The following is a 26119-nucleotide window of genomic DNA, read 5'->3' as shown; positions in this document are numbered from 1 at the left end:
CCCATCGATGAAGCTGGTGCTTGCACTCGCCGCCGTGGCTGCGGCCGCCGCCCTGCTGATGCGGCGGAGTCAGCGCGGCGCCGAGGTCTGGCACACAGCGGACGCGCCTTCCTGATCCCCCCGGGGGCCTTAGCTCAGTTGGTAGAGCGCTGCCTTTGCAAGGCAGATGTCAGGAGTTCGAATCTCCTAGGCTCCACAACGTTCTCACTCCATCACCGCGTCGATGAATGAGTGAATCCGCTCGATATCGGGCCGCGTCCCGTCCGTCCAGGACTGCAGCGTCGTCGTCACCGCGCCCTGAAGGATCCGCAGGTACTCGGTCACCTCGGTCGCCGACAGCGTGTCCAGCCGTTCGGCCGCCTGCGGCAGCACCGGCTTGAGCGCGGTCGCGACGCTGGTGCCGCTGTCGGTGGCCGGTGCCTGAGCCAGCAGCGTGACGACGCGTTCGAGATCGGACCGGCTCAGTTCCGGGTACGCCGCGGCCAGATCCTGCTTGACGTCGTCTGTGGTGCTCATCGTCTGCCTTCCGATAGGGTCAGTCTCGCGGGTCAGCCATACCCCGCCGGGGCCGACCCTTACACCTGGGTCGGTCACCGGCCGCAACAGGTGACCTTCGACCCCTCCGGCACGCGCGTTTGCTGCGTAGCGTCAACGCCTGAACAGCAGCAAAGCTCCGAAGCGCCAGGAGTCGAACAGTGGTGTCAGCCGACGATGTCCTGCGACCCATTCGGTCTGTCGGGGGGTTCTACGCCATGGCGCTGGACACCCTCGTCGCGATGGTCAAGCCGCCGTTCGCCTGGCGCGAATTCTTCCTCCAGACGTGGTTCGTGGCGCGCGTGGCGGTCGTGCCGACGCTGTTCATGGCGATCCCGTTCACCGTGCTGGTGGTCTTCACCCTCAATGTGCTGCTGACCGAGTTCGGCGCCACCGACTTCTCCGGCACCGGTGCCGCGGGCGCCGCGGTCACCGAGATCGGGCCGATCGTCACGGTCCTGGTCGTTGCCGGCACCGGCGCCACCGCCATGTGCGCCGACCTGGGGGCGCGCACCATCCGCGAGGAACTCGATGCGCTCCGCGTCATGGGGGTCGACCCCGTGCACCGGCTGGTGGTGCCCCGCGTCCTGGCCGCCACCCTGGTGGCGGTGTCGCTGGTGTCGCTGGTCACCTTCGTCGGACTGGTCGGCTCGTTCGCGTTCGCGGTGTTCGTCCAGCACGTCACCCCGGGTGCGTTCGTCGCCGGCCTCACCTTGTTCACCGGGCTGCCCGAGATCCTGCTCGGGCTGGTCAAGGGCGCCCTGTTCGGCACGGCCGCAGCCCTCATCGCCTGCTACAAGGGCATGTCGGTGCGGCGCGGTCCGCAGGGTGTCGGCAACGCCGTCAACGAGACCGTCGTCTATGCGTTCATCGCGTTGTTCGTGATCAACATCGTGGCCACCGCGGTCTACTACGCGAGCGTGAAATGACGGCGGCACGGCGGTCGCCGGTAGCCCCCGGTGCGGTGCAGGCGCTGGTGCACGGCTGGAACCGGGTGGGAGAGCAGATCGCGTTCAACGCCGCGTCGGTGCGCGAGATCGGCACCGCGCTGGTGCGCTACCGCACCGAGATCCTCCGGCTGATCGCGCAGATGAGCTTGGGCACAGGCGCATTGGCGCTCATCGGCGGCACCGTGGTGGTCGTCGGCTTCCTCACCTTGGCGACCGGTGCGGTCATCGCCGTGCAGGGGTACAACGAACTGGCCGGTATCGGGGTCGAGGCGATGACGGGATTCATCTCCGCCTACGTCAACGTCCGCATCATCTCCCCGGCGGTGGCCGGGATCGGTCTGGCCGCCACCATCGGTGCCGGGGCGACCGCGCAACTGGGCGCGATGCGCATCGCCGACGAGATCGACGCCCTCGAGGTGATGGCGGTGCGCTCGGTCGCCTACCTGGTGTCCACCCGCGTGGTCGCCGGGGTGGTCGTGGTGATCCCGCTCTACTGCGTCGCGATGGTGTGCGCCTTCCTGGCCGCCCGGGTCGGCACCACCGGGTTCTACGGACAATCCACGGGCATCTACGACCACTACTTCAACACGTTCCTCAACTCCACCGACCTCATCTGGTCGTTCTTCACCGTGGTCCTGATGGGCATCGCGGTCATGCTGGTGCACACCTATTACGGCTACACCGCCTCGGGTGGGCCCGCCGGCGTCGGCGAGGCGGTGGGCCGATCGGTGCGCACCTCCCTGATCGTGTTGACCCTGCTGCTGCTGGCGGTCGCGATGTCGATCTACGGGCAGTCCGGCAACTTCCACCTGTCCGGGTAGCGCGCGATGGCCGAACGACGCAGGGAGGGAATGCATCCCGGATGGTGGACGCTGATGTTCGCCGTCGCCGTCGTCGCGACCATCGTGACCACCGCGATCCTGTTCTCCGGTGCTCTGCGCGCCTCCGTACCGGTGACACTGACCGCCGATCGCGCCGGCCTGGTGATGGGCCGCGGCGCGAAGGTGACCTTCCGCGGCGTCCAGATCGGCCGGGTGGGGCACATCACCGGTGACCGCGACCAGGTGCTCCTGACGCTCGAGATCGAACCGGATCAGCTGAGGTACATCCCGGCCAACGTTGGTGCGCGGATCCGGTCCGGCACGCTGTTCAGCGCGAAGTTCGTCGAACTGGTCTACCCGAGTGATCCCAGCGCCCAACGGCTCACCGAGAACGCGGTCATCTCCTCCAGTAACGTCAGCACGGAGATCAACACGCTCTTCCGCGACATCTCCGCCATCCTCGACCGCGTCGACCCGGTGAAGCTGCAGGCTGTGCTGGCCGCCTTGGCCGAGGGGCTGGGCGGCCACGGCGCGATGATCGGGCAGACCATCTCCGATACCGACGAAGTGCTCACTGCCCTCAACGCCCGCACGGACACCCTCGCCGCCGACCGTCGAGCGCTACGTACGATCAGCGACACCTACAGCGTTGCCGCACAGGACATCCTGACCGCACTCGACGCCGCCGCGACCACCGGCGCCACCGTCACCGACCACGCCCGGGAACTGGACGCCCTGCTCACCGGTGTGGTCGGGTTGACCAGCGGCGGCATCGAGCTGTTGGATGTCAGCCAGCCCGACATCACCACAGCGGTCAACGTCTTCGCCTCCACCGCCCGACTGCTGCTGAAGTATCAGCCGACGTTCACCTGCACCCTGGTCGGCGCCAAAACCGCCTTGGACACCGGCTATCTGGACGCCACCGGTGCGGCGAACGGCACCTCACTGATCCTCGACAGCGCGCTGCTGTTCGGTCCGGACGCCTACCGCTACCCACAGAACCTGCCCGTGATCGGGGCCCGCGGCGGACCGGGTGGACGGCCGGGTTGCGGCTCGTTGCCAGACGTCGCGGCCGATTGGCCGGTGCGCCAACTCATCACGAACACCGGATGGGGCACGGGCCTGGACATCCGGCCCAACCCGGGCATCGGATTCCCCGGATATGCCAACTACTTCCCGGTCACCAGGGCGGTCCCCGAACCGCCCAGCATCCGCTATCCGGGCGGCCCCGCCCCGGGACCCATCCCCTATCCGGGCGCTCCGCCCTACGGGGCGACGCTGTACGCCCCCGACGGAACACCGTTGTGGCCCGGCCTCCCTCCGGCGCCACCGCCGGGCGCGCCGCGCGAACCCGGCCCACCCCCGCCCGGCTCGGAACCGTTCGCGGTGCCCGCACCGGCGCACCTGCAACCCACGCCCATCCCGTCGCCCCCGACCCGCTGAGGAGATCCGCATGAGGGAGAACCTGACAGGCGCGATCTGGCGCGTCGGCGTCTTCCTCACGGTGTGCGCACTGGGCTTGGCGCTGATGCTGGCGGTTTTCGCCCAGTTGCGGTTCGAGGCCGAACAGACCTATACCGCCGAGTTCCGCACGGTCTCGGGCCTGGAGGACGGCAACTTCGTCCGCATCGCCGGTGTCGAGGTCGGCAAGGTCAAGAACATCAGGATCCGCGACGACGGGGTCGCGCTCGTCGAGTTCGGGGCCGACTCGACGGTGGTGCTGACCGAGGGCAGCCGGGCGGTGATCCGGTACCGGAACCTCATCGGGGAGCGCTACCTCGCGCTGGAGGAGGGCGCCGGCGGCACCCGGGTCCTGCCACCCGATGCGACGATCCCGCTGTCGCGCACGGCCCCCGCGCTAGACCTCGACGCCCTCCTCGGCGGTTTTCGCCCGCTGTTCCGCGCCCTGGACCCCGAGCAGGTCAACGCGTTGTCCGGTCAACTGATCGAAGCGTTGCAGGGCGAGGGAACGACGATCACGACGTTTCTGGCGCAGACCGCGCAACTGACCGGCAAACTCGCCGAGCGTGATCAGCTGATCGGGCAGGTGATCACCAACCTCGCGACGGTAGTGGGCACGCTGGGCGACAACAGCGCACAGCTGGCCGCGACCGTCGACGCCCTGTCGGCGTCCCTGAGGACGATGGCCGACCGGCGGCAGGACCTCCGCAACGGGCTCGTCCATGCGCGCGACGCGGCAGCGTCGGTTACTGACCTGCTGGCGCAGGCCCGGGCACCGTTCAGAACCGTTGTCGGCGAGGCGGATCGGACGGCGACCGCGATTCTCTCCGACCGCGAGTACTTCGAACGTTTCCTCGCGACGCTGCCCGAGGCCTACCGGATGCTCAACCGGCAGGGGCTCTACGGCGACTTCTTCAGCTTCTACCTCTGCGACCTGATCCTGAAGCTCAACGGTAAAGGCGGACAGCCCGTTTACGTCAAGGTCGCGGGGCAGAGCAGCGGAAGGTGCACCCCGAGATGAAGACGTTCGCAGAACGCGACCCCATCATGGTGGGCGTGGCCGGCGTCGCCCTGACCGTCGGCCTCGTCGCCGGCGCCCTGAACTTCGAGAAACTCCCCTTCGTCAACTCGAGCCGGGAGTACTCCGCCTACTTCGCCGAAGCCGGCGGGTTGCTGACCGGAGCCGCGGTGCAGGTGTCCGGCCTCGAATCGGGCGAAGTCACCGCCATCGACCTCGACGGCGCTCGTGTGCTCGTCACGTTCGAGGTCGACAAGGCCATCCGCCTCGGTGACCGCACAGCGGCGGCGATCAAGACCAGGAGCATCCTCGGGGCCAAGGTCCTCGAGCTCACGCCGAAGGGCAGCGGAACCGTCTCGAGCCCGATCCCCATGGACCGGACAACCTCGCCCTACCAACTCCCGGACGCCCTCGGTGACCTGACCACCACCATCAGCCGACTGGACACCGAGCAGCTGTCGGAATCGTGGCAGGTGATGGCCGACGAGTTCTCCGGCACCGCGCCGGCGCTCAAGGACGCGTTGCAGGGGGTGTCGCGTTTCTCCCAAATACTCAATGACCGCGACACCGAGTTGCGCAACCTGCTCTCCGCCTCGGACAGGGTCACCACGGTGCTGGCGGAGCGCAGCGGCGCCTTGGTGCAGTTGCTCGCCGACAGCGACGCCCTGTTGAGCGACCTGATGAGCCAACGCCGAGCGCTCGACGACATCTCCGCAACCCTCACGGCCATGAGCCTCCAGGTCAAGGACGCCATCGCCGAGAACCGGCAGACCCTGGCGCCCGCGCTGGACAAGCTGAATCAGCTGCTGACCATCCTCGACGACCGCAAGCAAGCGATCGCGTCGGCCATCAAGGGCCTCAACCAGTACGCGATGTCTCTGGGCGAATCGATGTCGTCGGGACCGTTCTTCAAGTTCTACATCGCCAACCTGCTGCCCGGACAGTTCGTCCAGCCGTTCGTCGACGCAGCCTTCTCCGATCTGGGTCTGGACCCCAGCGTCCTGACGCCCGCGCAGCGCACCGACCCGCAGACCGGTCAACCGGCCACCCCGGCGCTGCCGATGCCGTTCCCCCGGACCGGGCAGGGGGGCGCCCCCCGGCTGACCGTTCCCGACGCGATCACCGGCACTCCCGGCGACCCCCGCTACCCCTACCGGGAACCGCTGCCGGCGCCGCCGCCCGGAGGTCCCCCACCCGGCCCGCCGGCCGAGGAGCCGAGCCGATGACCACGCGCGGCACCCTCCGCACAGGTCTGGTCATGGTGCTGATCCTCACGTGCGCTGTGGCCGTCGCGCTGCTGGCGCGCACCGCCGGCGAGGCACCGCGTCGCACCGTCGTCGGATATTTCGCCAACAGCAACGGCATCTTCGTCGGCGACGAGGTGCGCATCCTCGGCGTCCCGGTGGGCAGGATCGACAAGATCGAGCCGGAGCCCACCCGCGTCAAGATCACCTTCTCCTACGACGGGCGCTACCGCGTGCCCGCCGACGTCAACGCGGCGATCCTCTCCCCCGCCATCGTGACCGCACGCGTCATCCAACTCACGCCCGCCTACACCGGTGGGCCCGAGCTGGCCGACAACGCGGTGATCGGCGAAGACCGCACCGCCGTCCCGGTCGAATGGGACGATCTGCGCGTCCAGCTGGAACGGCTCAGCGAGCTGGTCGCGCCCGCCGAACCGGGCGCCACGAGCACGCTCGGATCGGTGGTGCACACCACCGCGGAAAGCCTGCGCGGCCAGGGCGCGAATCTGCGGTCAACGATCCTCGAACTCTCCCAGGCGATTTCGCTGCTCGACCAGCACCGAGACGACATGTTCGGCAGCGTGCGCAACCTCTCGACCCTGGTGTCGGCGCTGCAACACAGCGGCGAGGTGATGCGGCGCCTCAACGACAACCTGGCATCAGCGACCGGACTACTGACCGACGACGGAAACGAAGTCGGCGAGGCGGTCGCCGCACTCGACGCGGTGGTGGGCGATCTGCGCACTTTCGTCGCCGACCACCGCGAGCCGCTCGGCGCGGCGACCGACAAGCTGGCCTCCGTGTCGACGACGCTGACCGCCAACCTCGCCGACATCAAGCAGGCGCTGCACGTCGCCCCGAACGCACTGCAGAACCTGATGAACACCTACCAGCCCGCGCAGGCCACGATGGGCGGGGCTTACGCCTTCAACAACTTCGCCGACCCGATCACGTTCCTGTGCGGGGCGATTCAGGCAGCGTCGCGGCTGGGCGCCGAGCAGTCAGCCAAACTGTGCGTCCAGTACCTGGCACCGATCGTCAAGAACCGCCAGTACAACTTCCCGCCGCTGGGCGAGAACCTCATCGTCGGTGCCGCCGCCCGGCCCAACGAGGTGACCTACAGCGAAGACTGGATGAGACCCGATTACCTGCCCCCGCCGCCGGCTGATACGCCTGCCGCAGAACAGGTTCCGTTGCTGCCCGCAGAGGCGCAACCGACCGACCCGGCACACGGGCTGGCCGGCCTGATGCTGCCCGCGGAGGGCGGATGACACACACCCCGCTGAGACGGGCGACGCTGGCCGTCCTCGCCGCGCTCCTCCTCGCCGCACCGGCGGGCTGCGGATGGCGCGGGCTGAACTCGTTGCCGCTGCCGGGAACCGCCGGTCGGGGCCCGGACGCCTACACGGTGCAGGCGCAGCTGCCCGACGTGCGCACCCTCGAGCCGAATTCCCGCGTCCAGGTCGACGATGTCACGGTCGGCACGGTCACCAGGATCGAGCGCGAGGGCTGGCACGCGCTGCTGACGATGAGCATCGACGGTGACATCGAGCTCCCGGCCAACACCACGGCCACCGTCGGCCAGAGCGGCCTGCTCGGCTCGCTGCATGTCGAGCTGGCGCCACCCACCGATGCCCCGCCCCGCGGCCGGCTGCAGGACGGCGCGGTGCTGCCGCTGTCGTCGGCCGGCAGGTACCCCTCGAGCGAACAGGTGCTCTCGGGAATCGCGTTGGTGCTCAACGGCGGTGGGATCGGCCAGGTCGGGGACATCACCGAGTCGCTGAGCACCGCGCTGGCCGGCCGCGAGCAGCAGCTGCGCAGCCTGATCGAGCAACTGGACACGTTCACCCGCTATGCAGCCGAGCAGGCCGACGACATCATCGCCACCACCGAGAGCCTCAACACGGTGGCCGCGCAGTTCGCCGCCGAGCAGCCGGTGGTGGACCGCGCCCTCCAAAGCATCCCCGCCGCCCTCCAGGTGATCAGCGACGAGCGGCAGACCCTGGTGGACGCACTCGACCAGCTCGGCGAATTCAGTTCCCGCGCCGCCGATGCGACCGATCAGACCAAGGACAGCCTGCTCGAGGAACTGCGCAGCCTCGGACCGGTGCTGCAGTCACTGGCCGATGCCGGGCCGGCGCTGACCCGGGCGCTGGGCCTGTTCGCCACCTACCCGTTTCCCACCGACAACATCGGCATCTGGCAGCGCGGGGACTACGCCAACCTGACCGCCGTGATCGACCTGACACTGAGCCGCCTGGACGCGTCCTTCCTCACCGGGACGCGGTGGGAAGGCGACCTGACCGAGTTGGAGCTGCAGTGGGGACGCACGATCGGTCAGCTGCCGAGTCCCTACACCGCGGGCAATCCGCTTCTCGCGCCGTACCGTTGGGACCAGGGACGCTGACATGCCCCCGCTGACGCTGCGCATCCGAATCCAGCTGGTGATCTTCGCCGTGGTCACCCTGATCTTCGCGGCGGCCATGGTCTTCGGATACATCAGGCTGCCGGCGATGTTCGGGATCGGCCGATACCAGGTCACCGTCGAACTCCCGCGGACCGCGGGCGTCTACCCCGGCGGCAACGTCAACTACCGGGGCGCCGAGGTCGGCCGCATCAAGGACGTGCGGCTGACCGAAACCGGTGTGGCGGCGGTGCTGTCCCTGACGTCGGGCACCCCGATCCCCGCCGACCTCGACGCCGAGGTGCACAGCCAGTCGGCGGTCGGTGAGCAGTACATCGCGCTGCTGCCGCGCCGGGACTCGCCGCCGCTGAAGAACGGCGACGTCATCCCCGCGGACCGCACCTCGGTGCCTCCCGATTTCGACTCGGTGCTCGACGCGCTCAACACCGGTCTCAACGCGGTCCCCCACGATGATCTTCAGACCGTCGTCGACGAGTCCTACATCGCGTTCGGCGGTCTCGGTCCCGACCTGTCCCGGCTCGTCACCGGAGGAGGCCGGCTCGCGGCCGGAGCGCGGGAGAACCTCGATTCGGTGCTGACGCTGATCGACCGCTCACCACCGATCCTGAACGCGCAGAACGACTCCGGGGCCGCGGTGCAAAGCTGGGCGGAACACCTGGCCACCCTCGGCCGGCAGGTGCAGGACCAGGATGCCGCCGTCGCAGACCTGCTGCGGCAGGGCCCGCCGGCGGTCGAGGAAGCGCGCCTGTTGATCGAACGCGTCCGGCCGACCGTGCCGATCCTGGCCGCCGACATGGTCAGCATCACGCAGGTGCTGCTGACCTATCAGCCGGGACTGGAGCAGTTGCTGGTGCTGCTACCCCAGGGGGCCGCCGTCGCGCAGGCGATCGTGCTGGCCAACCGGGACACCCGGCAGCCGTACCGCGGCGCATACCTGAGTCTGAACCTCAGCCTCAACCAGCCCCCACCGTGCACGACCGGCTTCCTGCCGGCGCAGCAGCAGCGCGCGGCGGTGCTGGAGGATCATCCGGAGCGGCCCCCGGGGTATCTGTACTGCCGGGTGCCGCAGGACTCGCCGCTGAACGTGCGCGGTCTGCGCAACCTGCCCTGCGTCACCCGGCCCGGAAAGCGCGCCCCCACCGTGGCGATGTGCGAAAGCGACGACACCTACGTGCCGCTCAACAACGGCTACAACTGGAAGGGCGATCCCAACGCCACGCTCTCCGGCCAGGGCGTGCCGCAGCTTCCGGTCGCCGGCGTCGAATACGATCCCGCCACGGGCGCCTACACCGGGCCCGACGGGCGCCGATACACCCGCGACGATCTGGCGGAAGGTGCTGGCCCGCCGGAGAACTGGCAGTCGATGCTGCTGCCCGGGGGCTGACGCGGCGCCGCAGCCCCGCCGGTCACGGTTTCGGCGTGACCTCCACGCTGGGCGGCCGCGGCGACGGCTCCGGCTGCGCGGACTGGCGCGCGACGGTGAAGACCGCCGCCGCACCGGCCACCACCGTGACCCCGACCCCGACCCACAGCAGCCGCTTGCGCCGCCGCTGCTTGGCGCGCGCCTTGGCCAGCGCCTCCGGAAGGCCCGCGACGACCTCCTGCGCGGCGCTGAACTCCGCGGTGAGGGCCTGCTGTGCCGAGGAGAGGTCGTCTTTGAGCTGGCGCGCGAGCTTGCCGTTGCGGTATCGGTCACCGGCCCACGCCGCCGACGAGCGCACCGAGTCGACGCCCAGTCCCACCGCTCCCCTGGTCACGTCGACCGGCCCGATCGCGGTGTACTTCAGGCCGCGGCTCAGCCGCTGCGTCGGGGTCATGCGCACACGGGTGCTGGAGCCCATCTTCGAACCTCTTTTCCGCCGGACGACATCGACGTCTCAGCCTGCCATCTCCGCGTGCGCGACGGTGCCGGGTTGGCCGTCGGGGACGCGTGGCAGACTGCTCAGCGTGACCAGTCCTATTCAGACCGCGACCGCGACCCTGCACACCAACCGCGGTGACATCAAGATCGCTTTGTTCGGGAACCACGCTCCCAAGACCGTGGCCAACTTCGTCGGACTGGCCCAGGGAACCAAGGATTACAGCACCGAGAACGCCTCCGGTGGTTCCTCGGGGCCGTTCTACGACGGGGTGATCTTCCACCGCGTGATCGAAGGGTTCATGATCCAGGGCGGTGACCCCACCGGCACCGGCCGCGGCGACGCAGGCTACAAGTTCGCCGACGAGTTCCACCCCGAGCTGCAGTTCGACAAGCCCTACCTGCTGGCGATGGCCAACGCGGGCCCCGGCACCAACGGATCGCAGTTCTTCATCACCGTCACCGAGACACCGCACCTGAATCGCCGGCACACCATCTTCGGCGAGGTCGTCGACCCCGAGTCGAAGAAGGTCGTCAACGCGATCGCGACCACGGCCACCGACCGCAGCGATCGTCCGGTCGATCCGGTCGTGATCGAGTCGGTCACCATCTCTTAGCGCAGCGGCGCGCGACCGGGCCCGGGTGCGAACCCGGTCTCGGTCAGTGCGTCGAGCACCTGCACCGGGTCCGTCCCGAGATCCCAGCGGCTGAGCACCAGCAGCCGGTCATCGGTGGTGTCGATCTCCAGGAGCCGGACCCGCCGCCCGATGCGGCGGAATTCCGTGATGCGGATCAGTGCGATATCGGAGCGGCCGATCGTGCGCTCGCGCCACCACCCGCGGTAGACGAGCGCATCCCCGGAGATTGCCAGTTTCGGTCGTGCCCACCACGACATCTGTGCGAACACAAGCAAACCCACCGCGGCAAGCCCGATGAGGATGCGGCCCGGCAGGTCTGTGACCAGCGTCACAGCACCGACCGCCAGCAGGACACCGGCCGCGGCGGTGCCGATGACGCCCGCCGTCGGGGGTGCCCACATTGTTTGCTGTGTGGACAATTCACAGCCTCCTAGCGCGACATTCGCAGTTATCCACAAGTGCTATCCCCAATGGGGATGAATCACACGCGTGTGATCCGGTAACGCGCAGGTTGCGGCAGGTTCACGGGAGCGGAAACGGTTGGGAACGGATTCCGGCGGACGTTTCGCCCCCGTCGGTCAGCGCCAGCGCATGGTCAGGAGCAAACCGGTGATCATGAAGGCGAACGCGATCGCGTAGTTCCAGACGTTCAGGTCGGCCATCCACTGCAGCACGCTGGGAACGTCCGGGCCACTGCCGGCGAGCTGGAAGACGATCAGCCAGATCAGCCCGATCAGCATCAGGCCGATGAACAGCACGACGAACCACATGCTCGACGGGCCGGCCTTGACCTTCACCGGAGTCCGGCTCACCGGGTTGATGGTGAAATCGTTCTTCTTGCGGACCTTGGACTTGGGCATGGGAACCTTCAGACGGTGCGACGATGGATAGTGAGAGCCTAACGCAGCCCGTGCTGCAGTTTTCCTAGGAGACGGCCCGTGCAGGACCCCGACGCGTCCGGATCGAAGCGCTCACCGTGGCGGTGGGGCGTCCCGGTGGTGTGCGCGGCGGCCGGACTGCTCCTGGGCGTGACCCACGGCGTCTCCGGCGGCGACGAGATCCGGCGCAGCGACGCGCCGCGGCTGGTCGACCTGGTCCGGGAGGCCCAGCAGTCCGTCGACCGGCTGGCCACGCAGCGCGACATCCTGGCCGGCGAGGCGCAGAACCACCACGGCGGGTCACCGGCGGCGGCCGACGCGCTCACAGCGATCACCCGGCGCGCGGATGCGCTTGCCGGCCCGGCGGGCCTGGTCCCGCTGCGCGGGCCGGGTCTGGTGGTGACCCTCAACGACGCGCAGCGCGACGCGCAGGGACGCTTCCCGCGCGACGCGTCGCCGGATGACCTGGTGGTGCACCAGCAGGACATCACCGCCGTGATCAACGCGCTGTGGAGCGCCGGGGCCGAGGGCATCCAGGTGCAGGATCAGCGCATCATCGCGACGTCGGCACCCCGCTGTGTGGGCAACACCCTCCTGCTCAACGGCCGCACCTACAGCCCGCCGTACGTGATCTCGGCGATCGGGGACGCGACCGCGATGCAGGATGCGCTGGCGGCGTCGAAGTTGGTGTCGCTCTACAAGCAGTACGCGGCGCGGTTCGGGCTCGGCTACCTGGAAGAGGCCCGCGACGTGGAGCTGGTCGGATACACCGAACCGGTGCGGATGCAGTACGCCCAGCCGCTCGGCCCGATGGGCTACTGACACACCAGCCCGATGGGCTACTGACATGACAGCTAAGTAAAAATTGCTGAACTGCCCCCGCGGCTAGCTCTCATTTGGTAATCGTTTACGTCGTGGTCACCACACGGTCAGGCGCTCAGCCTGCCGTGTCAATGATCTCGGGCACGGCTGGGGGAATGAGAAAGTCCTCGCTTCCGCTAGCGGAGCGGTTAGCTACCCCCTAACATGAGCAAAGTTCGGACGGGGGGGTGTCCCGACGGTCCGGCTCTAAGGAAACTCGGAGGGAATCCATGAACCGTCGACCCCGTCACCGTCGAGCCCGCCGGCCGCGTCGCGCCGCAGCAGCTCTGGCGTCCGCACTGTGTGTGCCGGCCGCCCTGGGCCTGACGCAGCAACCGGCCGCGGAGGCAGCGACCGTGCTGGGCGTCGAGGGCACCCTTCAGCCGCCGCGGACCACCGTGAAGAGTTTTCAGAACGCGTTCTGCGAGGAGAACACCTGCCGGACCGTCAACTTCTCCCCGGGGTTGGGCGACTCCTGGAGCGGCGCGTGGTCGCTGCAGGCGGCGGTGACGATGACCCCGGGAGACCTGATTCTGATGGGCTACTCGTCGGGCGCCGGGTCGATACACGACCGGCTGCGGGTGTGGCACCAGATGCCGTCGCTGGGCCCAGACCCCGACCGGGTGGTGCTCATCGTCACGATGGGTAACCCGGAGAACAAGTACGGCGGACAGGCCAGGCACTACTGGGGCACGGGCTTTCCCGACGACAACCCGTACAAGACCCTGAACGTGACCATGCAGTACGACGCCGTGGCCGACCGGCCCGACCGCTTCGGCTTCTGGTCGCAGATCAATCTGTCGTTCATCAACCACTTCGCCTACCGGAACATCGACATCAACGATCCCAACAATCTCGTGTACTACGACGAGGAGGACGGCGTCACCTACATGCTGGTGAAGGCCGAAGTGCTGCCGATGCTGCAGTGGGTGGACCCGTTCGCCAGCGACGAGCAGATGGCTACGCTCGACGCCATCTTCCGGCCGTTGGTCGAGCAGGACTACGACCGTCCTGCCTACGTCGAGCAGGGTGAAGGCGCGGACTGGGGCAATGGACTGCCGCCGGCGTCGCTGCAGGGCAGCGACCGGCAGGAGGAACGGCGGGCCGCCGGCGAGGACGACAGCGACGCAACGCCCACCGCCGAGGACGCCGTCACCGACGACGGGGAGCCGACCGCGTCGCCCGACGAGGTGGGGGAGCGTGTCATCGAAACCGTCTCCACGGACCAGCTCGACGACGCGCCGGTCGACGAGGAGCCGGTAGACGAGGAGCCGGTCGAGCCGGAGGAGGTCGACCTCGACGCGCTGACCGAGGATGCGCTGGCCGAGGAGCAGGCGGCGGAGGAGGCGGCCGAGGAGACCGACTCGAGCACGGTCACCGAGGCCGCCGAGGTCACCGAAGCCACCACCGAGGCCGGCGGGGGATCCGACGACGGCGCGGACTCCGGCAGTGAGAACCGTCGCAGCGAGCGGGCGTCCACTGCGGCCTGAGGTGCCCGCACGCTAGCCTGACCTGATGCGGGTCTTGGTCGTCGACAACTACGACAGCTTCGTGTTCAACCTGGTCCAGTACCTGGGCCAGCTCGGCGTGGACGCGACGGTGTGGCGTAACGACGACGCGCACCTGCTGACCGACGCGGACATCGCCGCGGCGGCCCGCGGTTTCGACGGCGTGCTGCTCAGCCCCGGTCCCGGGACACCCGAGCGGGCCGGGGCGACCATCCCGCTGGTCAAGGCGTGCGCCGCCGCGCGGACTCCGCTGCTCGGCGTCTGCCTGGGCCACCAGGCCATCGGGGTGGCGTTCGGCGGCACCGTCGACCGGGCGCCTGAGCTGCTGCACGGCAAGACCAGCACCGTGCACCACGCCGATCAGGGTGTGCTGCACGGCTTGCCGGACCCGTTCATCGCCACCCGCTACCACTCGCTGACGATCCTGCCGGAGACACTGCCGGCCGAGCTCACCGTCACCGCGCGCACCGAGGGCGGCGTCATCATGGGAGTGCAGCACGTCGAGCTGCCGATCCACGGCGTGCAGTTCCACCCCGAGTCGATCCTGACCCAGGGTGGCCACCGCATGCTGGCCAACTGGCTCGGCTACTGCGGCCGGCCGCCGTCGGAGGCGCTGGTGCGCCGACTCGAGGACGAGGTCGCCGACGCCGTCGAGGCGGCTACGACGCGAAGTTCAGCGTGATGCGGCTGCCGAAGGTCAGTGGACTGCCGGCCGAGGGTGACTGACGGACCACGGCGTTGGTGCGCTGACCGCTGTTCTGCACGTCGGGACCCTTGTCCAGCACCCCGGTCCAGCCCAGCGCCCGCAGCCGCGGTTCGGCATCGGTCCAGAACATGCCGGTCAGGTCCGGCATCACGAACTGATTGCCGCGCGAGACCTGCATCTGGATCACGGTGTCCTGCGGCACGGTCTCACCGGCGGCGGGTTCGCTGCCGACCACCTGGCCGGCCGTGACGGTGCTGTCCACCTCGACCGGAACCGCCTTGGTGAAGCCCGACGCCGCCATCACCTGCTGGCACACCTCGGTGGTCTGGCCCGTGCAGTCCGGCACCGTCGCGGTCGCCGGCCCGCGCCCGACCACCACCGTGATCTCGTTGGTGATCGCCGAGGTCTGGTTGGCCGGCGGGACGGTCGAGATCACCTTGTCGCGTTGTTCGGGCAGCGACGTCGACGTCGTCTGGCGGAAACGCTCGAAGCCGGCGTCGGTGAGTTCGCGGACCGCGTCGGCGTAGCTCAGGCCCGAGACGTCGGGAATCTCCCGCTGCTCGGGACCGGTCGACACGTTCAGCGTCACCTCGTCGCCCGCGGCGACGGCCGTGTTCGCGCCGGGTTCGGTGCTGATGACGTGGTCGGGCGGCACCGACGAGTCCGGGCGCTGCTGGGTGCGGGTGGAGAAGCCGCGGTTCTGCAGGGCCGCGATGGCATCGGCGGACGGCTGCCCGCTCACATCGGGCACCTGGACCTGGCGGGTCTCGCCGCCGAGCATGCTGATCGCGACGGTGACGACGATGGTCAGGACCGCCAGCACCGCCACGGCGGCCAGCCAACGGCTGACCGATCCCCGGCGCGGCGAATCGTCGTAGGCCGCGCGACGGCGCCGGCCCGCAGCGATCGGCTCGGTGTGCTGATGGCCCGGCGAAGCGGCCAGCAGGGAAGTCCGCTCGGCGTCGGTGAGCACCTTCGGCGCATCCGGCGCCTGACCGCCGTGCACCTTGACCAGGTCGGCGCGCATCTCGGCGGCGGTCTGGTAGCGGTTGTCCGGATTCTTGGCCAGCGCCTTGAGCACCACCGCGTCCAGGTCGGGGGAGATGCCGCCGTGCCGTTCCGACGGCGCCACCGGGTCCTCGCGGACGTGCTGGTAGGCGACCGCGACCGGGGAGTCGCCGACGAACGGAGGCTGGCCGGTCAGGATCTCGTAGAGCACGCAGCCCAGCGAGTACACGTCGGAGCGGGCGTCGACCTTCACCCCGCGGGCCTGCTCGGGCGAGAGGTACTGCGCCGTGCCGATCACCGCGGCGGTCTGGGTGACGGGGTTGCCGGCGTCGGCGATCGCGCGGGCGATGCCGAAGTCCATCACCTTCACCGCGCCGGTCTTGCTGATCATGATGTTTGCCGGCTTGACGTCGCGGTGGATGATCCCGTGCTGGTGGCTGAAGTTCAGCGCCTGGCACGCGTCGGCGATGACCTCGATCGCCCGCTGCGGGTCCATCGGACCGTCGGTGTGCACGATGTCGCGCAGCGTTACCCCGTCGACGTACTCCATCACGATGTAGGGCAGCGGTCCGGTCGGTGTCTCGGCTTCACCGGTGTCGTAGACCGCGACGATCGCCGGGTGGTTCAGCGCGGCCGCGTTCTGCGCCTCGCGGCGGAAGCGCAGGTAGAAGCTCGGGTCGCGGGCCAGGTCGGCGCGGAGCACCTTGATCGCGACGTCGCGGTGCAGCCGCAGGTCACGGGCCAGATGCACTTCGGACATGCCGCCGAAGCCCAGGATCTCGCCGACTTCGTAGCGGTCGGACAGGTGTTGTGGGGTCGTCATCGCAAGGTCTGTTCTGGTGCGGGCGGCGTCACCGCTGCCGGCGGTGAGCGGTCAAGGACTGTTGGTACCCAGTATCGGACAGTTTCACGGCCCGGCGCCGCCGCGGGCGTCTCGGCGGGCGGCGCCACCTCCGAGGTCGGGGTCTCGGTGACGGTCGGCGGCGGCGTGCGGTCGCGGCGGTCCTGCGCGTTGAGCACGATCAGGATCGCGATGACGATCGCCAGCGCGCCGAGCACCCCGGCCGCCCACAACAGCGCGCGCTGACCCGAGGAGAAGCTGCGTCGTGCCGGCGGAGCCGAGCGGTGGCTTCCGGTGGGGCGGGCGCGGGCCGCGGTCGCCGGAGCGCGCCCGGTCATGTCCGCGGCCGGGCGGGCCGCGATGGCCGGCGGCACCGCGGTGGGCGCGGCCCGCCCGATCGCCGGAGCGGCGTTGGGCCGCGGCGGGCGGCGCCCGGCCCGGACCGCGGCGACGGCGTCGGCGAACGCACCGCCCGACTTGTACCGCGCGCCCGGGTTCTTCACCAGGGTGATCTCGATCAGCTCGCGCACGTTGGGCGGCAGATCACCCGGCAGCGGGGGAGGAGTCTCTTTGATGTGTTTCATCGCCACCGTCAGCGCGCCGTCGCCGGTGAACGGGCGCTTACCCGAAACCGATTCGTAGCCAACGACTCCCAGGGAGTACACGTCGCTGGCGGCGGTGGCGTCGTGGCCCAGGGCCTGCTCCGGCGCGATGTACTGCGCGGTGCCCATCACCATCCCGGTCTGGGTGACCGGAGCGGCGTCGACGGCCTTGGCGATGCCGAAGTCGGTGAGCTTGACCTGCCCGGTGGGGGTGATCAGGATGTTGCCCGGCTTGACGTCACGGTGTACCAGTCCGGCGGTGTGGGCCACCTGCAGGGCCCGCCCGGTCTGCTCGAGCATGTCCAGCGCGTGCCGCAGCGACAGCCGTCCGGTGCGTTTCAGCACGGAGTTCAACGGCTCGCCGTTGACCAGTTCCATCACCAGATAGGCGGTGCGGCCCTCGCCGTCGATGTCGGTCTCGCCGTAGTCGTACACCCCGGCGATGCCCGGATGATTGAGCATCGCGACGGTGCGGGCCTCGGCGCGGAACCGCTCCACGAACTCGGCGTCGGTGGAGTACTCGGCCTTGAGGACCTTGATCGCGACGCGCCGGCCCAGCCGGGAGTCGACGCCCTCCCACACCTGGCCCATGCCGCCGGTGGCGATGAGGCGCTGCAGGCGGTAGCGCCCGGACAGCGTGACTCCGACGCGGGGGCTCATCGTTTGTCTCCGACCAAGGAGCTCATGAGCCCTCCCGCAACGCCGCGGCGATGGTGGCGCGGCCGATGGGGGCCGCCAGGGCACCGCCGGTGGCCGAGAGCCGGTCTCCGCCGTTCTCCACCAGCACAGCGACCGCGACCTTGGGTGCCTGGGCGGGCGCAAAAGCGATGTACCAGGCATGCGGAGGCGTGTTACGCGGATCCGTGCCATGCTCCGCAGTGCCGGTCTTGGATGCGATCTGCACGCCGGCGATGGCTCCCTTCTGCTGAGTCACCTGCTCGGCGGCGACCATCAAGTCGGTAAGTGTATCTGCGACGTCCTCGCTGACCGCCCGCTGCTCTTCGTTGGGCACCGTCGTGGCGATGTTGGACAGGTCGGGACCGCGCAGGTTGTCGACCAGATAGGGCTGCATCGTGACCCCTCCGTTGGCGACCGTCGCGGCGACGACGGCGTTCTGCAGCGGGGTCAGCGCCACGTCACGCTGCCCGATGCTGGACATGCCCAGCGCGGCGGCGTCGGCGATCGGTCCCACCGTCGACTCGGCGACCTGCAACGGGATCTCGGCGGGCGCCTCGTCGATGCCGAATCCGCGGGCCGCGGTGCGCAGCGCCTCGGACCCGGTGTCCAGACCCAGTTCGACGAACGCGGTGTTGCACGAGTGCGCGAACGCGTACTCCAGCGTCGCGGTCGGGCCGCTGCCGCACGCTGAACCACCGAAGTTCTGCAGCGTCGCGGTGCTGTCGGGCAACGGGATGCGCGGCACGGCGGTAAGCCGGGTGTCGGGGGTGGCGCCGCCCTGCAGCGCGGCCGCGGTGGTGACGACCTTGAACGTCGACCCGGGCGGGTAGGTCTCGGAGATCGCGCGGTTGAGCAGCGGTGAGCCCGGATCGTCCCGCAGCCGCTCCCAGGCTGCGGTCTGCGCGTCGAGGTCGTGGCTGGCCAACAGGTTCGGGTCGTAGGACGGCGCCGACACCATCGCCAGGATCTTGCCCGTCGCGGGCTCCAGCGCCACCACCGCGCCGCGGCACGGACCGTTGCAGCCGTTCTCCATCGCGTCCCAAGCCGCTTGCTGCACTTGCGGTTTGATGGTGGTGTTGACGTTGCCGCCGCGCGGGTCGCGCCCGGTGAAGAAGTCCGCGAGCCGGCGGCCGAACAGCCGCTGGTCGGACCCGTTGAGGATCAGGTCCTCGGCGCGCTCGAGGCCGGCGCTGGAATAGCTCAGCGAGTAGAAGCCGGTGACCGGCGCGTAGGTGAACGGGTTGGGGTACACGCGCAGGTACCGGAACCGGCCCGCGGTGGACACCGAGTAGGCCAGCAGCTGTCCGCCGGCCGAGATCTGGCCGCGCTGCCGGGAGTACTCGTCGAGCAGCACACGCTGGTTGCGCGGATCCGAGCGCAACCCGTCGGCGGTGAACACCTGGGTCAGTGTGGCGTTGGCCAGCAGCACCACGACCAGGGCCATGATCACCACCGAGATGCGACGCAGTGAGGTGTTCATACTTTCTCGATCACCTCGGTGTTGGTCGCGGCGATGTTGCCGGCCGGGAGCGCCTTGCTCTCGAGGGGTCGCCGGGCGTTGTGCGAGATGCGCACCAGGATGGCCAGCAGCAGGTAGTTGGCCACCAGCGACGAGCCGCCGTAGGACATCCACGGCGTGGTCAGGCCGGTCAGCGGGATCAGCTTGGTCACGCCGCCGACCACGATGAACAGCTGGATTCCCAGCGTGGCGGCCAGCCCGGCGGCCAGCAGCTTGCCGAAGCTGTCCCGCACGGCCAGCGCGGTGCGCAGCCCGCGGATGATCACGATGGTGTAGAGCATCAGCACCGCGGCCAGGCCGACCAGACCGAGCTCCTCGCCGACGGCGGCGATGATGAAGTCGGTCGACGCGGCGGGCACGGTGCCGGGCTGGCCGTTGCCCAGCCCGGTGCCGAAGATGCCGCCGGTGGCGAAGCTGAACAGCGACTGCACCATCTGGTAGCCGGCCCCGTCCGGGTCGGCGAACGGGTCACGCCAGGTCTGGACGCGGACCCGGACGTGGTCGAAGACGTAGTAGGCGACGACGCTGGCGGCCGCGAACAGCGCCAGCCCCAACACCACCCAGCTGAACCGCTCGGTCGCGATGTAGACCAGCACCAGAAACGACGCGTACAGCAGCAACGACGTCCCGAGGTCTTTCTCGAAGATCATCACGCCGATGGACGCGATCCAGGCGGCCAGCAGCGGCGCCAGGTCGCGCGGACGGGGCAGGTCCATGCCGAGCACGTGCTTGCCCGCGCTGGTGAACAGATCGCGCTTGGACACCAGCACCGCGGCGAAGAAGATCAACAACAGGATCTTGGAGAACTCGGCGGGCTGGATGGAGAAGCCCGGCAGTTTGATCCAGATCTTGGCGCCGTTCTGCTCCGACATCGACCGGGGCAGCAGGGCGGGGATCACCAGCAGGACCAGGCCCGTCAGACCGCAGACGTAGCCGTACCGCGACAGCGTCCGATGATCATCGAGCAGCATCACCACCGCCGAGAACCCGAGCACCCCGACCAGGGTCCACAACATCTGCTGATCGGCCGAGCCGCCCAGACCCTGCGCGGTGGTCGTGCCTTCGGCCAGGTCGAGGCGGTGGATCAGGACCAGTCCCAGCCCGTTCAACAACGCCACGACGGGCAGCAGCAGGGGATCGGCGTACGGGGCGAAGCGCCGGACCGCCAGGTGCGCGCCGCCGAACAGCGCCAGGTAGGCGACCGTGTACTGCGCCAGGTCCCAGTCCAGCCCCTGGTCCTGGTTCGCCTCGACGAGCAGCAGGGCCACCGTGGTGATCACCGCCGCGAAGCCGAGCAGCATCAGTTCGGCGTTGCGGCGGTTGGGCAGCGGCGGGGTCACCGCGACCGGGGACTGCGGGGTCGTCATGCCACTTCCCGGCAGTTCGTTCCCGGTTGCGGTGGTGGCGGCGGAAGCGCCGTGACCGTCGGCGACGGGGACGGCGGCGCGGGCGGCGGTGCCGGCGAGGTGACGGTGCGCGGTGTCTCGGGCGCCGGTCCCGATGCGCCGGGCCCGGGAGCCGGTGCGGCCGGCGTCGCCCGGGTCGTCGAGGTCGGCGTGGGTCCCGGCGCCGTGGGCGCGGTCGGGCTCGGTGCCGGAGGCCGGGAGGTGGTGGTGCGGGGCGTGCACACCGGGAGAACGGAGCTGCGGGCGAGTTCCTCGATCTGGCGGATGGCGTCGTCGAGCGACCCCGACGGCAGGCCGGCGATGACCTGGGCGCGTTCGGACGGCCGCATGTCGGCCACGGCCAGCAGCCGGCAATCCAGGTTGTCGCGGGACTGGCCGGCACTGATCAGGGAGAGTTCGTTGCGGGAGTTCAGACAGCCCAGCAGGTAGGGCTCTTGCAGCGGGAAACCGAGGAACGATCCCTGCACGCCGCGCATGATCGAGACGGTGCCGTCGTGCTCGGTGACGTAGTAGTTGTTACGGAGGATCTCCCGGCCGACGGCCAGGCCGGCCAGCACCAGCAGGACGACGACGGCGCCCGCGATGAACATCCGCCGCCGGGACCGGGGTCGCGGCGGCGGTTCTTCGGGTTGGGGCTCAACGCGTTTCGCGGCTGCCCGTTTGGGGTTGAAGGCCGAGGCGCGGCCGGCCGCGGTGTTCGGCGGTGCGCTCTGATCGTCGGCGCCGGACACGGCGCCTGCCAGGATCGGCTGGGTCTGGCCGTAGTCGTAGGACGTGACGTCGACGACGTCGGCGACCACCACGGTCACGTTGTCCGGCCCGCCGCCGCGCAGCGCCAGTTCGATGAGGCGGTCCGCACTTTCGGCGACGTCGGGCAGGCGCAGCGCTTCGGCGATCGTCTCCTGGCTGACCGGGTCGGACAAGCCGTCGGAGCACAGCAGGTACCGGTCACCGGCGCGGGCCTCCCGCATGCTCAGCGTCGGCTCCACTTCGTGGCCGGTGAGCGCGCGCATGATCAGCGACCGCTGCGGGTGGCTGTGCGCCTCCTCGGCGGTGATGCGGCCCTCGTCGACGAGCGTCTGGACGAAGGTGTCGTCCTTGGTGATCTGGGTGAGCTCGCCGTCGCGCAGCAGATAGCCGCGGGAGTCGCCGATGTGGACCAGTCCGAGCCGGTTGCCGGCGAACAGGATCGCCGTCAGCGTCGTGCCCATGCCCTCGAGCTCGGGATCGGCTTCCACGTGCTCGGCGATCGCCGAATTGCCTTCGCGCACCGCGGCGTCGAGCTTGCTGAGGATGTCGCCGCCGGGTTCGTCGTCGTCGAGGTGGGCCAGCGCGGCGATCACCAGCTGGGAGGCCACCTCGCCGGCGGCGTGGCCGCCCATGCCGTCGGCGAGCGCCAGCAGCCGAGCCCCGGCGTACACCGAGTCTTCGTTGTTGGCGCGGACCAGGCCCCGGTCGCTGCGGGCGGCATAGCGGAGGACGAGGGTCACGGGCGCAGCTCGATCACCGTTTTGCCGATGCGCACCGGTGTGCCCATCGGAACCCGCACCGCAGTCGTCACCTTCGCCCTGTCGAGGTATGTGCCGTTCGTGGATCCTAGGTCCTCTACGTACCATTCCGGACCTCGTGGTGAGAGCCGAGCATGGCGCGTCGAGGCGTAGTCGTCAGTCAACACCAGTGTGGAGTCGTCCGCCCGTCCGATCAGTACCGGTTGGGTGCCCAGCGGAATGCGGGTGCCGGCCAGCGCGCCCTCGGTGACCACCAACTGGCGGGGGACGTGGCGACGGGTCCGACTGGGCAGCAGCGAGCTGCGCAGCGCCAGCCCGCGGCGCACCATCACCGCGCCGGTGGGCGCGTAGATGTCGGTACGCAGGATGCGCAGCACCGACCAGATGAACAACCACAGCAGCAACAGGAAGCCGACGCGGGTCAGCTGCAGTACCAGGCCCTGCATCTGACGTCCTCTCCGTCTCCTGTCCCTACGGCACCGCCACCATACTGGGGGAGTCGACCGATACGACCGCTTCCGTGCGGCCTCAGTGAACGCGGACGATGATCTCGGAGTGGCCCAGCCGGATGACGTCGCCGTCTGCCAGCTGCCACTCCTGGACCGGCGCGTTGTTCACCGTGGTGCCGTTGGTGGAGTTGAGGTCTGACAATAGCGCGACCTGCCCGTCCCAGCGGATTTCGAGATGCCGACGTGACACACCCGTGTCGGGCAGCCGGAACTGCGCGTCCTGGCCGCGGCCGATCACATTGGTGCCTTCGCGCAGCTGGTAGGTGCGTCCGCTGCCGTCGTCGAGCTGCAACGTCACCGTCGCGCCGGCGCTCGGGTACTCGCCCTGCGGCGCGCCGTAGCCGCCGCCGTACCCGCCGGCGCCGTAGCCCTGGTCGTGGTAACCCTGGTCGCCGTACCCGCCCGCCGGCTCGCCGTAGCGGCCGTAGTCGGGCTGGCCGTAGTCCTGGCGGCCGTAACCACCCTGACCGCCGCCGTAGCCACCCTGATCGGGGTAGCCGCCCTGATCGGGGTAGCCGCCCTGGTCGGGGTAGGCCGGCCGCGGCGGCTGACCGTACCCGCCGTCGTCGGGGCGCCCCGGCGGGCGACCGTAGTCGTAGTCACCGGTCGGGCCGCCGTAACCGTGCTGGCCGCCGCCGTGCTGGCCACCACCGGGCGGGGGACCGTAGCCGCCCGGGCCGGGCCGGTAGCCCGGATCCGGGTAGCCGCCCTGCGGGGGGCCGTAGCCCGCCGGCGGGCGCGGGTCGTAGGACGGCGGCGGGTAGCCACCCTGATCCTGGTAGCCGCCGTGCTCGGGGTGGCCGCCCTGATCCTGGTAATTGCCCTGGTCGGGGTATCCGCCGCGCGGGGGGTAGCCGTGCTCGCCCTGCTGCGGGTAGCCGCCCTGCTCGGCCGGAGGCGGCGGCGGGTAGCCGCGGTCGTCGGGCCGGTTGTAGCGGTCGTCGTAATAGTCGTCCGCGGGCCGCCCCTGTCCGGGGCCGCCGCGGTAGCTCGGGTTGTCGGTCATCGGTGGTACTCCTGGTTCTGCGGGGGACGAGCCTGGTCGAGGCGGTGGGTCCGGTTGATCCGTGGTGGAGTCAGGATTGACCGCGCCACGCGCGCGAAACTGTCCGGTGTGCAGGTTGGGTGACTGCTCGAATCTGACGACCACATCACCATACGTTTGCCACCCCTGCTCATGGATGTATCCCTCCAGGTGCTTGGCGAACGTGGTCGAGGTGATGTCCGGATCGGCACTCACCTTGTGATAGTCAGGCACACTGAGGGTAATGACGTAGTCGTTCGGCGCCAAAATGTGGCCGCCGGGGATCTCCCGGGCACCGGTGTCGGCCTCCCGCCGCAGCAGCGCCTCCACCTCCCGCGGAACGATCGCGCCACCGAAGACGCGGGCGAAGGCATTGCCGACCGAATCCTCGAGCCTGCGCTCGAAACGGCCGACGAGTCCCATCGTTCCGATCTCCCTCCGTCGGCGAGCAGCTGGTTTGTGGATTCACCAGCGTGTCGGCTGGTGGCTGTGCTGCCTGCATGGTAGTGGCCCGGTGCGCCGCTACTACACCAACGGAATTCTGAGAATCGGATCCGGCCAGGTCAGAGCGTTGTGGGTGGCCGTTTTGGCGAAGTCGGGGGTGCGCCGATACGGTTGGGGAGTCGAGCGGAGTGCGTGATAGGCTCCCTCGGTCGTCCGGGCGAGTGGCGGAATGGCAGACGCGCTGGCTTCAGGTGCCAGTGTCCTTCGGGACGTGGGGGTTCAAGTCCCCCTTCGCCCACAGCGAGCGGTTCTTCTGGATCGCAGGCAGCAAGGCCGCGAACCTTCGGGTTCGCGGCCTTTGTGTTTGGCTGAGATCACACGCCGCGCTTGCCGGCCCGGCCCGTCACATCGCGTAGCGGCTCACCTTCTCCGGGTGGATGAGGATGCGCACCCACTCTTGGTCCAGCATCGCGGCGAGTTCTGCGGCTCGCTCGGGTTCGTCGGCGGCCCAGTAGCGAGCGGCCAGCCGCTTCAGCAGTTCGCGCGCCCCTTCTCGTTGGATGGTGACGGGTCCCGCGATCGAGACCCAACGCTCGCGCTCGCCCACCGGGGCGGCGACTATCAGAGATGCGCGACTGTCGCGTGTCAGCTGTCGCACTTTGGGACTGTTCGGGGCAGTGAACAGTTGGATTGCGCCGCTGCTGCTGACCTCGAACCAGACCGGTCGCGGCTGAGGTGGCGCCTCTCCGCCGGCCGCGGTGAAGAACCCGTGTAGCGGCCGTTGGAGCAACTCGCGATCTTCGGCGGTCAGGACAGCGTTCACCGCGACCACACTCCGCTCGCCGCAACCCGCAGGACATAGTCCTCGAACGCGCGAGCCTGGCGTCCGAGCACTGTGGCGACGTCATTCGTCGTTCCGGCCAACTGGGCACGCTCCATGAGCACGAACATCTCGGTGACGTGGTGTGCGTCGTCTGCGGTCAGTCCGTGCTCTTGCAGCAGCACGGCGTACTCGGCGGGGGAGATCCGCTCGTAGGCGACGGGGCGGCCCGCTGCGCGGGCGATCAGTTCGGCCGCCTCGGCAAAGGTGATCGCGCGCGGGCCACTCAACTCGTAGGTCTTTCCGCTGTGCCGGCCGGGCTCGGTGAGGACGGTGGCGGCGACGTCGGCGACGTCTTCGAGATCGACGAAGGGCTCCGGAATGTCGCCGGCCGGTAGGGCCAGTTTCCCGGCTTTGACCGGGGCGTGCCAGAGCTCCTCGTCGAAGTTCTGCGCAAAGTTGTTGGGACGCAACACTGTCCACTCCAACCCGGAACCCCTGACGGCATCCTCGGCATCGCGCATGTCGCGCCCGAAATCGGAGTCACCCCACGTGTCCGCGCCGCGTCCGGACAGCAGCACCAGGCGCCGGACGCCGACGTCGCGGGCATGAGCGACGAACTTGTGGACGGGCCCTACTGCGGCGGGGGCCACCACATACACGGCGTCGACACCGGTGAGGGCCGCGTCCCAACCGGCCGGATCCGACCAGTCGAACCGGGTCTCACTGGATCGGGACGCCGAGCGCACCGCGAGGCCGCGAAGCCGCAGGCGCGCGGCGACGCGACGGCCGGTCTTTCCGCTTGCACCCAGAACGAGGAAAGTTTCAGTGGTCATACCCCGATACAACCCGCACGGT

The 26119-nt window shown here is 69.4% G+C and carries 25 protein-coding genes and 2 tRNA genes; 14 read left to right on the top strand and 13 right to left on the bottom strand.

The window, feature by feature from the left end; genetic code table 11:
• Nucleotides 1-123 precede the first annotated feature (123 nt).
• Nucleotides 124-196: transfer RNA gene (locus tag G6N31_RS21050), tRNA-Ala, on the top strand.
• 8 nt (nucleotides 197-204) lie between these two features.
• Here the strand turns inward: G6N31_RS21050 and G6N31_RS21045 are convergent.
• Entirely contained in the window at nucleotides 205-516 is a 312-nt protein-coding gene (locus tag G6N31_RS21045) for a hypothetical protein (RefSeq protein ID WP_098005828.1), read from the bottom strand.
• Nucleotides 517-752: 236 nt separating this feature from the next.
• Here G6N31_RS21045 and G6N31_RS21040 point away from each other — a divergent pair, with 236 nt between their 5' ends.
• From G6N31_RS21040 to G6N31_RS21005, 8 genes are read left to right on the top strand one after another with little or no spacing between them, the layout of a single operon-like run.
• Nucleotides 753-1463, top strand: a complete 711-nt coding sequence (locus G6N31_RS21040; RefSeq protein WP_098005882.1) for an MlaE family ABC transporter permease — start codon at nucleotides 753-755, stop codon at nucleotides 1461-1463.
• The gene (locus tag G6N31_RS21035; RefSeq protein ID WP_098005826.1) at nucleotides 1460-2305 is read left to right on the top strand and encodes an ABC transporter permease; all 846 of its coding nucleotides are present in this window, start codon (nucleotides 1460-1462) and stop codon (nucleotides 2303-2305) included. Before G6N31_RS21040 ends, G6N31_RS21035 begins: the two co-directional genes overlap by 4 nt.
• A gap of 6 nt (nucleotides 2306-2311) precedes the next feature.
• Nucleotides 2312-3748 (top strand): MCE family protein, encoded by a 1437-nt coding sequence (locus G6N31_RS21030; RefSeq protein WP_163722292.1) that lies wholly within the window; start codon nucleotides 2312-2314, stop codon nucleotides 3746-3748.
• A 10-nt stretch (nucleotides 3749-3758) separates the two neighbouring features.
• Complete coding sequence (locus G6N31_RS21025) at nucleotides 3759-4787, top strand: MCE family protein (RefSeq protein WP_098006767.1); 1029 nt, start codon at nucleotides 3759-3761, stop codon at nucleotides 4785-4787.
• On the top strand, nucleotides 4784-6010 hold the full coding sequence (locus tag G6N31_RS21020) for an MCE family protein (protein WP_163722290.1): 1227 nt from the start codon (nucleotides 4784-4786) through the stop codon (nucleotides 6008-6010). Before G6N31_RS21025 ends, G6N31_RS21020 begins: the two co-directional genes overlap by 4 nt.
• Nucleotides 6007-7299 (top strand): MCE family protein, encoded by a 1293-nt coding sequence (locus G6N31_RS21015; RefSeq protein ID WP_098006529.1) that lies wholly within the window; start codon nucleotides 6007-6009, stop codon nucleotides 7297-7299. The genes G6N31_RS21020 and G6N31_RS21015 overlap by 4 nt, the downstream gene beginning before the upstream one ends.
• Nucleotides 7296-8435, top strand: coding sequence for an MCE family protein (locus G6N31_RS21010; RefSeq protein WP_098006527.1), 1140 nt, complete (start codon nucleotides 7296-7298; stop codon nucleotides 8433-8435). Before G6N31_RS21015 ends, G6N31_RS21010 begins: the two co-directional genes overlap by 4 nt.
• A 1-nt stretch (nucleotide 8436) precedes the next feature.
• Entirely contained in the window at nucleotides 8437-9837 is a 1401-nt protein-coding gene (locus G6N31_RS21005) for an MCE family protein (protein WP_098006525.1), read from the top strand.
• Nucleotides 9838-9859: 22 nt separating this feature from the next.
• Here G6N31_RS21005 and cwsA read toward each other — a convergent pair whose 3' ends face one another.
• Nucleotides 9860-10294: a cell wall synthesis protein CwsA gene (gene cwsA, locus G6N31_RS21000; RefSeq protein ID WP_098006523.1), complete on the bottom strand. Its 435-nt coding sequence runs from the start codon at nucleotides 10292-10294 to the stop codon at nucleotides 9860-9862.
• 106 nt (nucleotides 10295-10400) lie between these two features.
• Between cwsA and G6N31_RS20995 the strand changes: the two genes are divergently transcribed.
• On the top strand, nucleotides 10401-10928 hold the full coding sequence (locus G6N31_RS20995; RefSeq protein ID WP_098006521.1) for a peptidylprolyl isomerase: 528 nt from the start codon (nucleotides 10401-10403) through the stop codon (nucleotides 10926-10928).
• Here the strand turns inward: G6N31_RS20995 and G6N31_RS20990 are convergent.
• Together G6N31_RS20990 and crgA are read right to left on the bottom strand one after the other, a co-directional pair.
• Nucleotides 10925-11350, bottom strand: coding sequence for a PH domain-containing protein (locus tag G6N31_RS20990; RefSeq protein WP_098006519.1), 426 nt, complete (start codon nucleotides 11348-11350; stop codon nucleotides 10925-10927). The genes G6N31_RS20995 and G6N31_RS20990 overlap by 4 nt on opposite strands.
• Before the next feature lie 177 nt (nucleotides 11351-11527).
• Complete coding sequence (crgA, locus tag G6N31_RS20985) at nucleotides 11528-11809, bottom strand: cell division protein CrgA (protein WP_098006517.1); 282 nt, start codon at nucleotides 11807-11809, stop codon at nucleotides 11528-11530.
• A 78-nt stretch (nucleotides 11810-11887) separates the two neighbouring features.
• Between crgA and G6N31_RS20980 the strand changes: the two genes are divergently transcribed.
• The 3 genes from G6N31_RS20980 (at nucleotide 11888) to G6N31_RS20970 (ending at nucleotide 14878) form a co-directional block, all read left to right on the top strand.
• Complete coding sequence (locus tag G6N31_RS20980) at nucleotides 11888-12649, top strand: DUF881 domain-containing protein (protein WP_098006515.1); 762 nt, start codon at nucleotides 11888-11890, stop codon at nucleotides 12647-12649.
• Between the two features lie 269 nt (nucleotides 12650-12918).
• Nucleotides 12919-14178, top strand: a complete 1260-nt coding sequence (locus tag G6N31_RS20975; protein ID WP_098006513.1) for a PE-PPE domain-containing protein — start codon at nucleotides 12919-12921, stop codon at nucleotides 14176-14178.
• Nucleotides 14179-14203: 25 nt separating this feature from the next.
• Nucleotides 14204-14878 carry an aminodeoxychorismate/anthranilate synthase component II gene (locus G6N31_RS20970; protein WP_098006511.1) on the top strand — a complete coding sequence of 225 codons (675 nt, stop codon included), beginning with the start codon at nucleotides 14204-14206 and terminating at the stop codon, nucleotides 14876-14878.
• On the opposite strand, the gene pknB is transcribed toward G6N31_RS20970, so the two are convergent.
• The 7 genes from pknB to G6N31_RS20935 form a co-directional block, all read right to left on the bottom strand.
• Nucleotides 14856-16733: a Stk1 family PASTA domain-containing Ser/Thr kinase gene (gene pknB, locus G6N31_RS20965; RefSeq protein ID WP_098006509.1), complete on the bottom strand. Its 1878-nt coding sequence runs from the start codon at nucleotides 16731-16733 to the stop codon at nucleotides 14856-14858. The two genes, G6N31_RS20970 and pknB, sit on opposite strands and share 23 nt — an antisense overlap.
• On the bottom strand, nucleotides 16730-18013 hold the full coding sequence (locus G6N31_RS20960) for a protein kinase domain-containing protein (RefSeq protein WP_098006508.1): 1284 nt from the start codon (nucleotides 18011-18013) through the stop codon (nucleotides 16730-16732). Before G6N31_RS20960 ends, pknB begins: the two co-directional genes overlap by 4 nt.
• 22 nt (nucleotides 18014-18035) lie before the next feature.
• The gene (gene pbpA, locus G6N31_RS20955) at nucleotides 18036-19511 is read right to left on the bottom strand and encodes a D,D-transpeptidase PbpA (protein WP_098006506.1); all 1476 of its coding nucleotides are present in this window, start codon (nucleotides 19509-19511) and stop codon (nucleotides 18036-18038) included.
• Nucleotides 19508-20917, bottom strand: a complete 1410-nt coding sequence (locus G6N31_RS20950) for a peptidoglycan glycosyltransferase RodA (protein WP_098006531.1) — start codon at nucleotides 20915-20917, stop codon at nucleotides 19508-19510. Before G6N31_RS20950 ends, pbpA begins: the two co-directional genes overlap by 4 nt.
• Nucleotides 20914-22446, bottom strand: coding sequence for a PP2C family protein-serine/threonine phosphatase (locus G6N31_RS20945; RefSeq protein WP_098006504.1), 1533 nt, complete (start codon nucleotides 22444-22446; stop codon nucleotides 20914-20916). The genes G6N31_RS20950 and G6N31_RS20945 overlap by 4 nt, the downstream gene beginning before the upstream one ends.
• Nucleotides 22443-22910 carry an FHA domain-containing protein FhaB/FipA gene (locus G6N31_RS20940; protein WP_098006501.1) on the bottom strand — a complete coding sequence of 156 codons (468 nt, stop codon included), beginning with the start codon at nucleotides 22908-22910 and terminating at the stop codon, nucleotides 22443-22445. The genes G6N31_RS20945 and G6N31_RS20940 overlap by 4 nt, the downstream gene beginning before the upstream one ends.
• Nucleotides 22911-22992: 82 nt before the next feature.
• Nucleotides 22993-24420 carry an FHA domain-containing protein gene (locus tag G6N31_RS20935; RefSeq protein WP_098006500.1) on the bottom strand — a complete coding sequence of 476 codons (1428 nt, stop codon included), beginning with the start codon at nucleotides 24418-24420 and terminating at the stop codon, nucleotides 22993-22995.
• A 236-nt stretch (nucleotides 24421-24656) separates the two neighbouring features.
• Here G6N31_RS20935 and G6N31_RS20930 point away from each other — a divergent pair.
• Nucleotides 24657-24739: transfer RNA gene (locus tag G6N31_RS20930), tRNA-Leu, on the top strand.
• A 105-nt stretch (nucleotides 24740-24844) separates the two neighbouring features.
• Here the strand turns inward: G6N31_RS20930 and G6N31_RS20925 are convergent.
• Both G6N31_RS20925 and G6N31_RS20920 read right to left on the bottom strand, forming a co-directional pair.
• Nucleotides 24845-25264 carry a pyridoxamine 5'-phosphate oxidase family protein gene (locus G6N31_RS20925; RefSeq protein WP_234815493.1) on the bottom strand — a complete coding sequence of 140 codons (420 nt, stop codon included), beginning with the start codon at nucleotides 25262-25264 and terminating at the stop codon, nucleotides 24845-24847.
• Nucleotides 25261-26097, bottom strand: coding sequence for an NAD(P)H-binding protein (locus tag G6N31_RS20920; RefSeq protein WP_098006495.1), 837 nt, complete (start codon nucleotides 26095-26097; stop codon nucleotides 25261-25263). The genes G6N31_RS20925 and G6N31_RS20920 overlap by 4 nt, the downstream gene beginning before the upstream one ends.
• Between the last annotated feature and the right edge of the window lie 22 nt (nucleotides 26098-26119).

The sequence above is a fragment of the Mycolicibacterium duvalii genome, assembly GCF_010726645.1.
GTDB classification, from domain to species: Bacteria; Actinomycetota; Actinomycetes; order Mycobacteriales; family Mycobacteriaceae; genus Mycobacterium; species Mycobacterium duvalii.
Note: the sequence above shows the minus strand (reverse complement) of the source record. Positions and strands in the feature narration are given on the sequence as shown.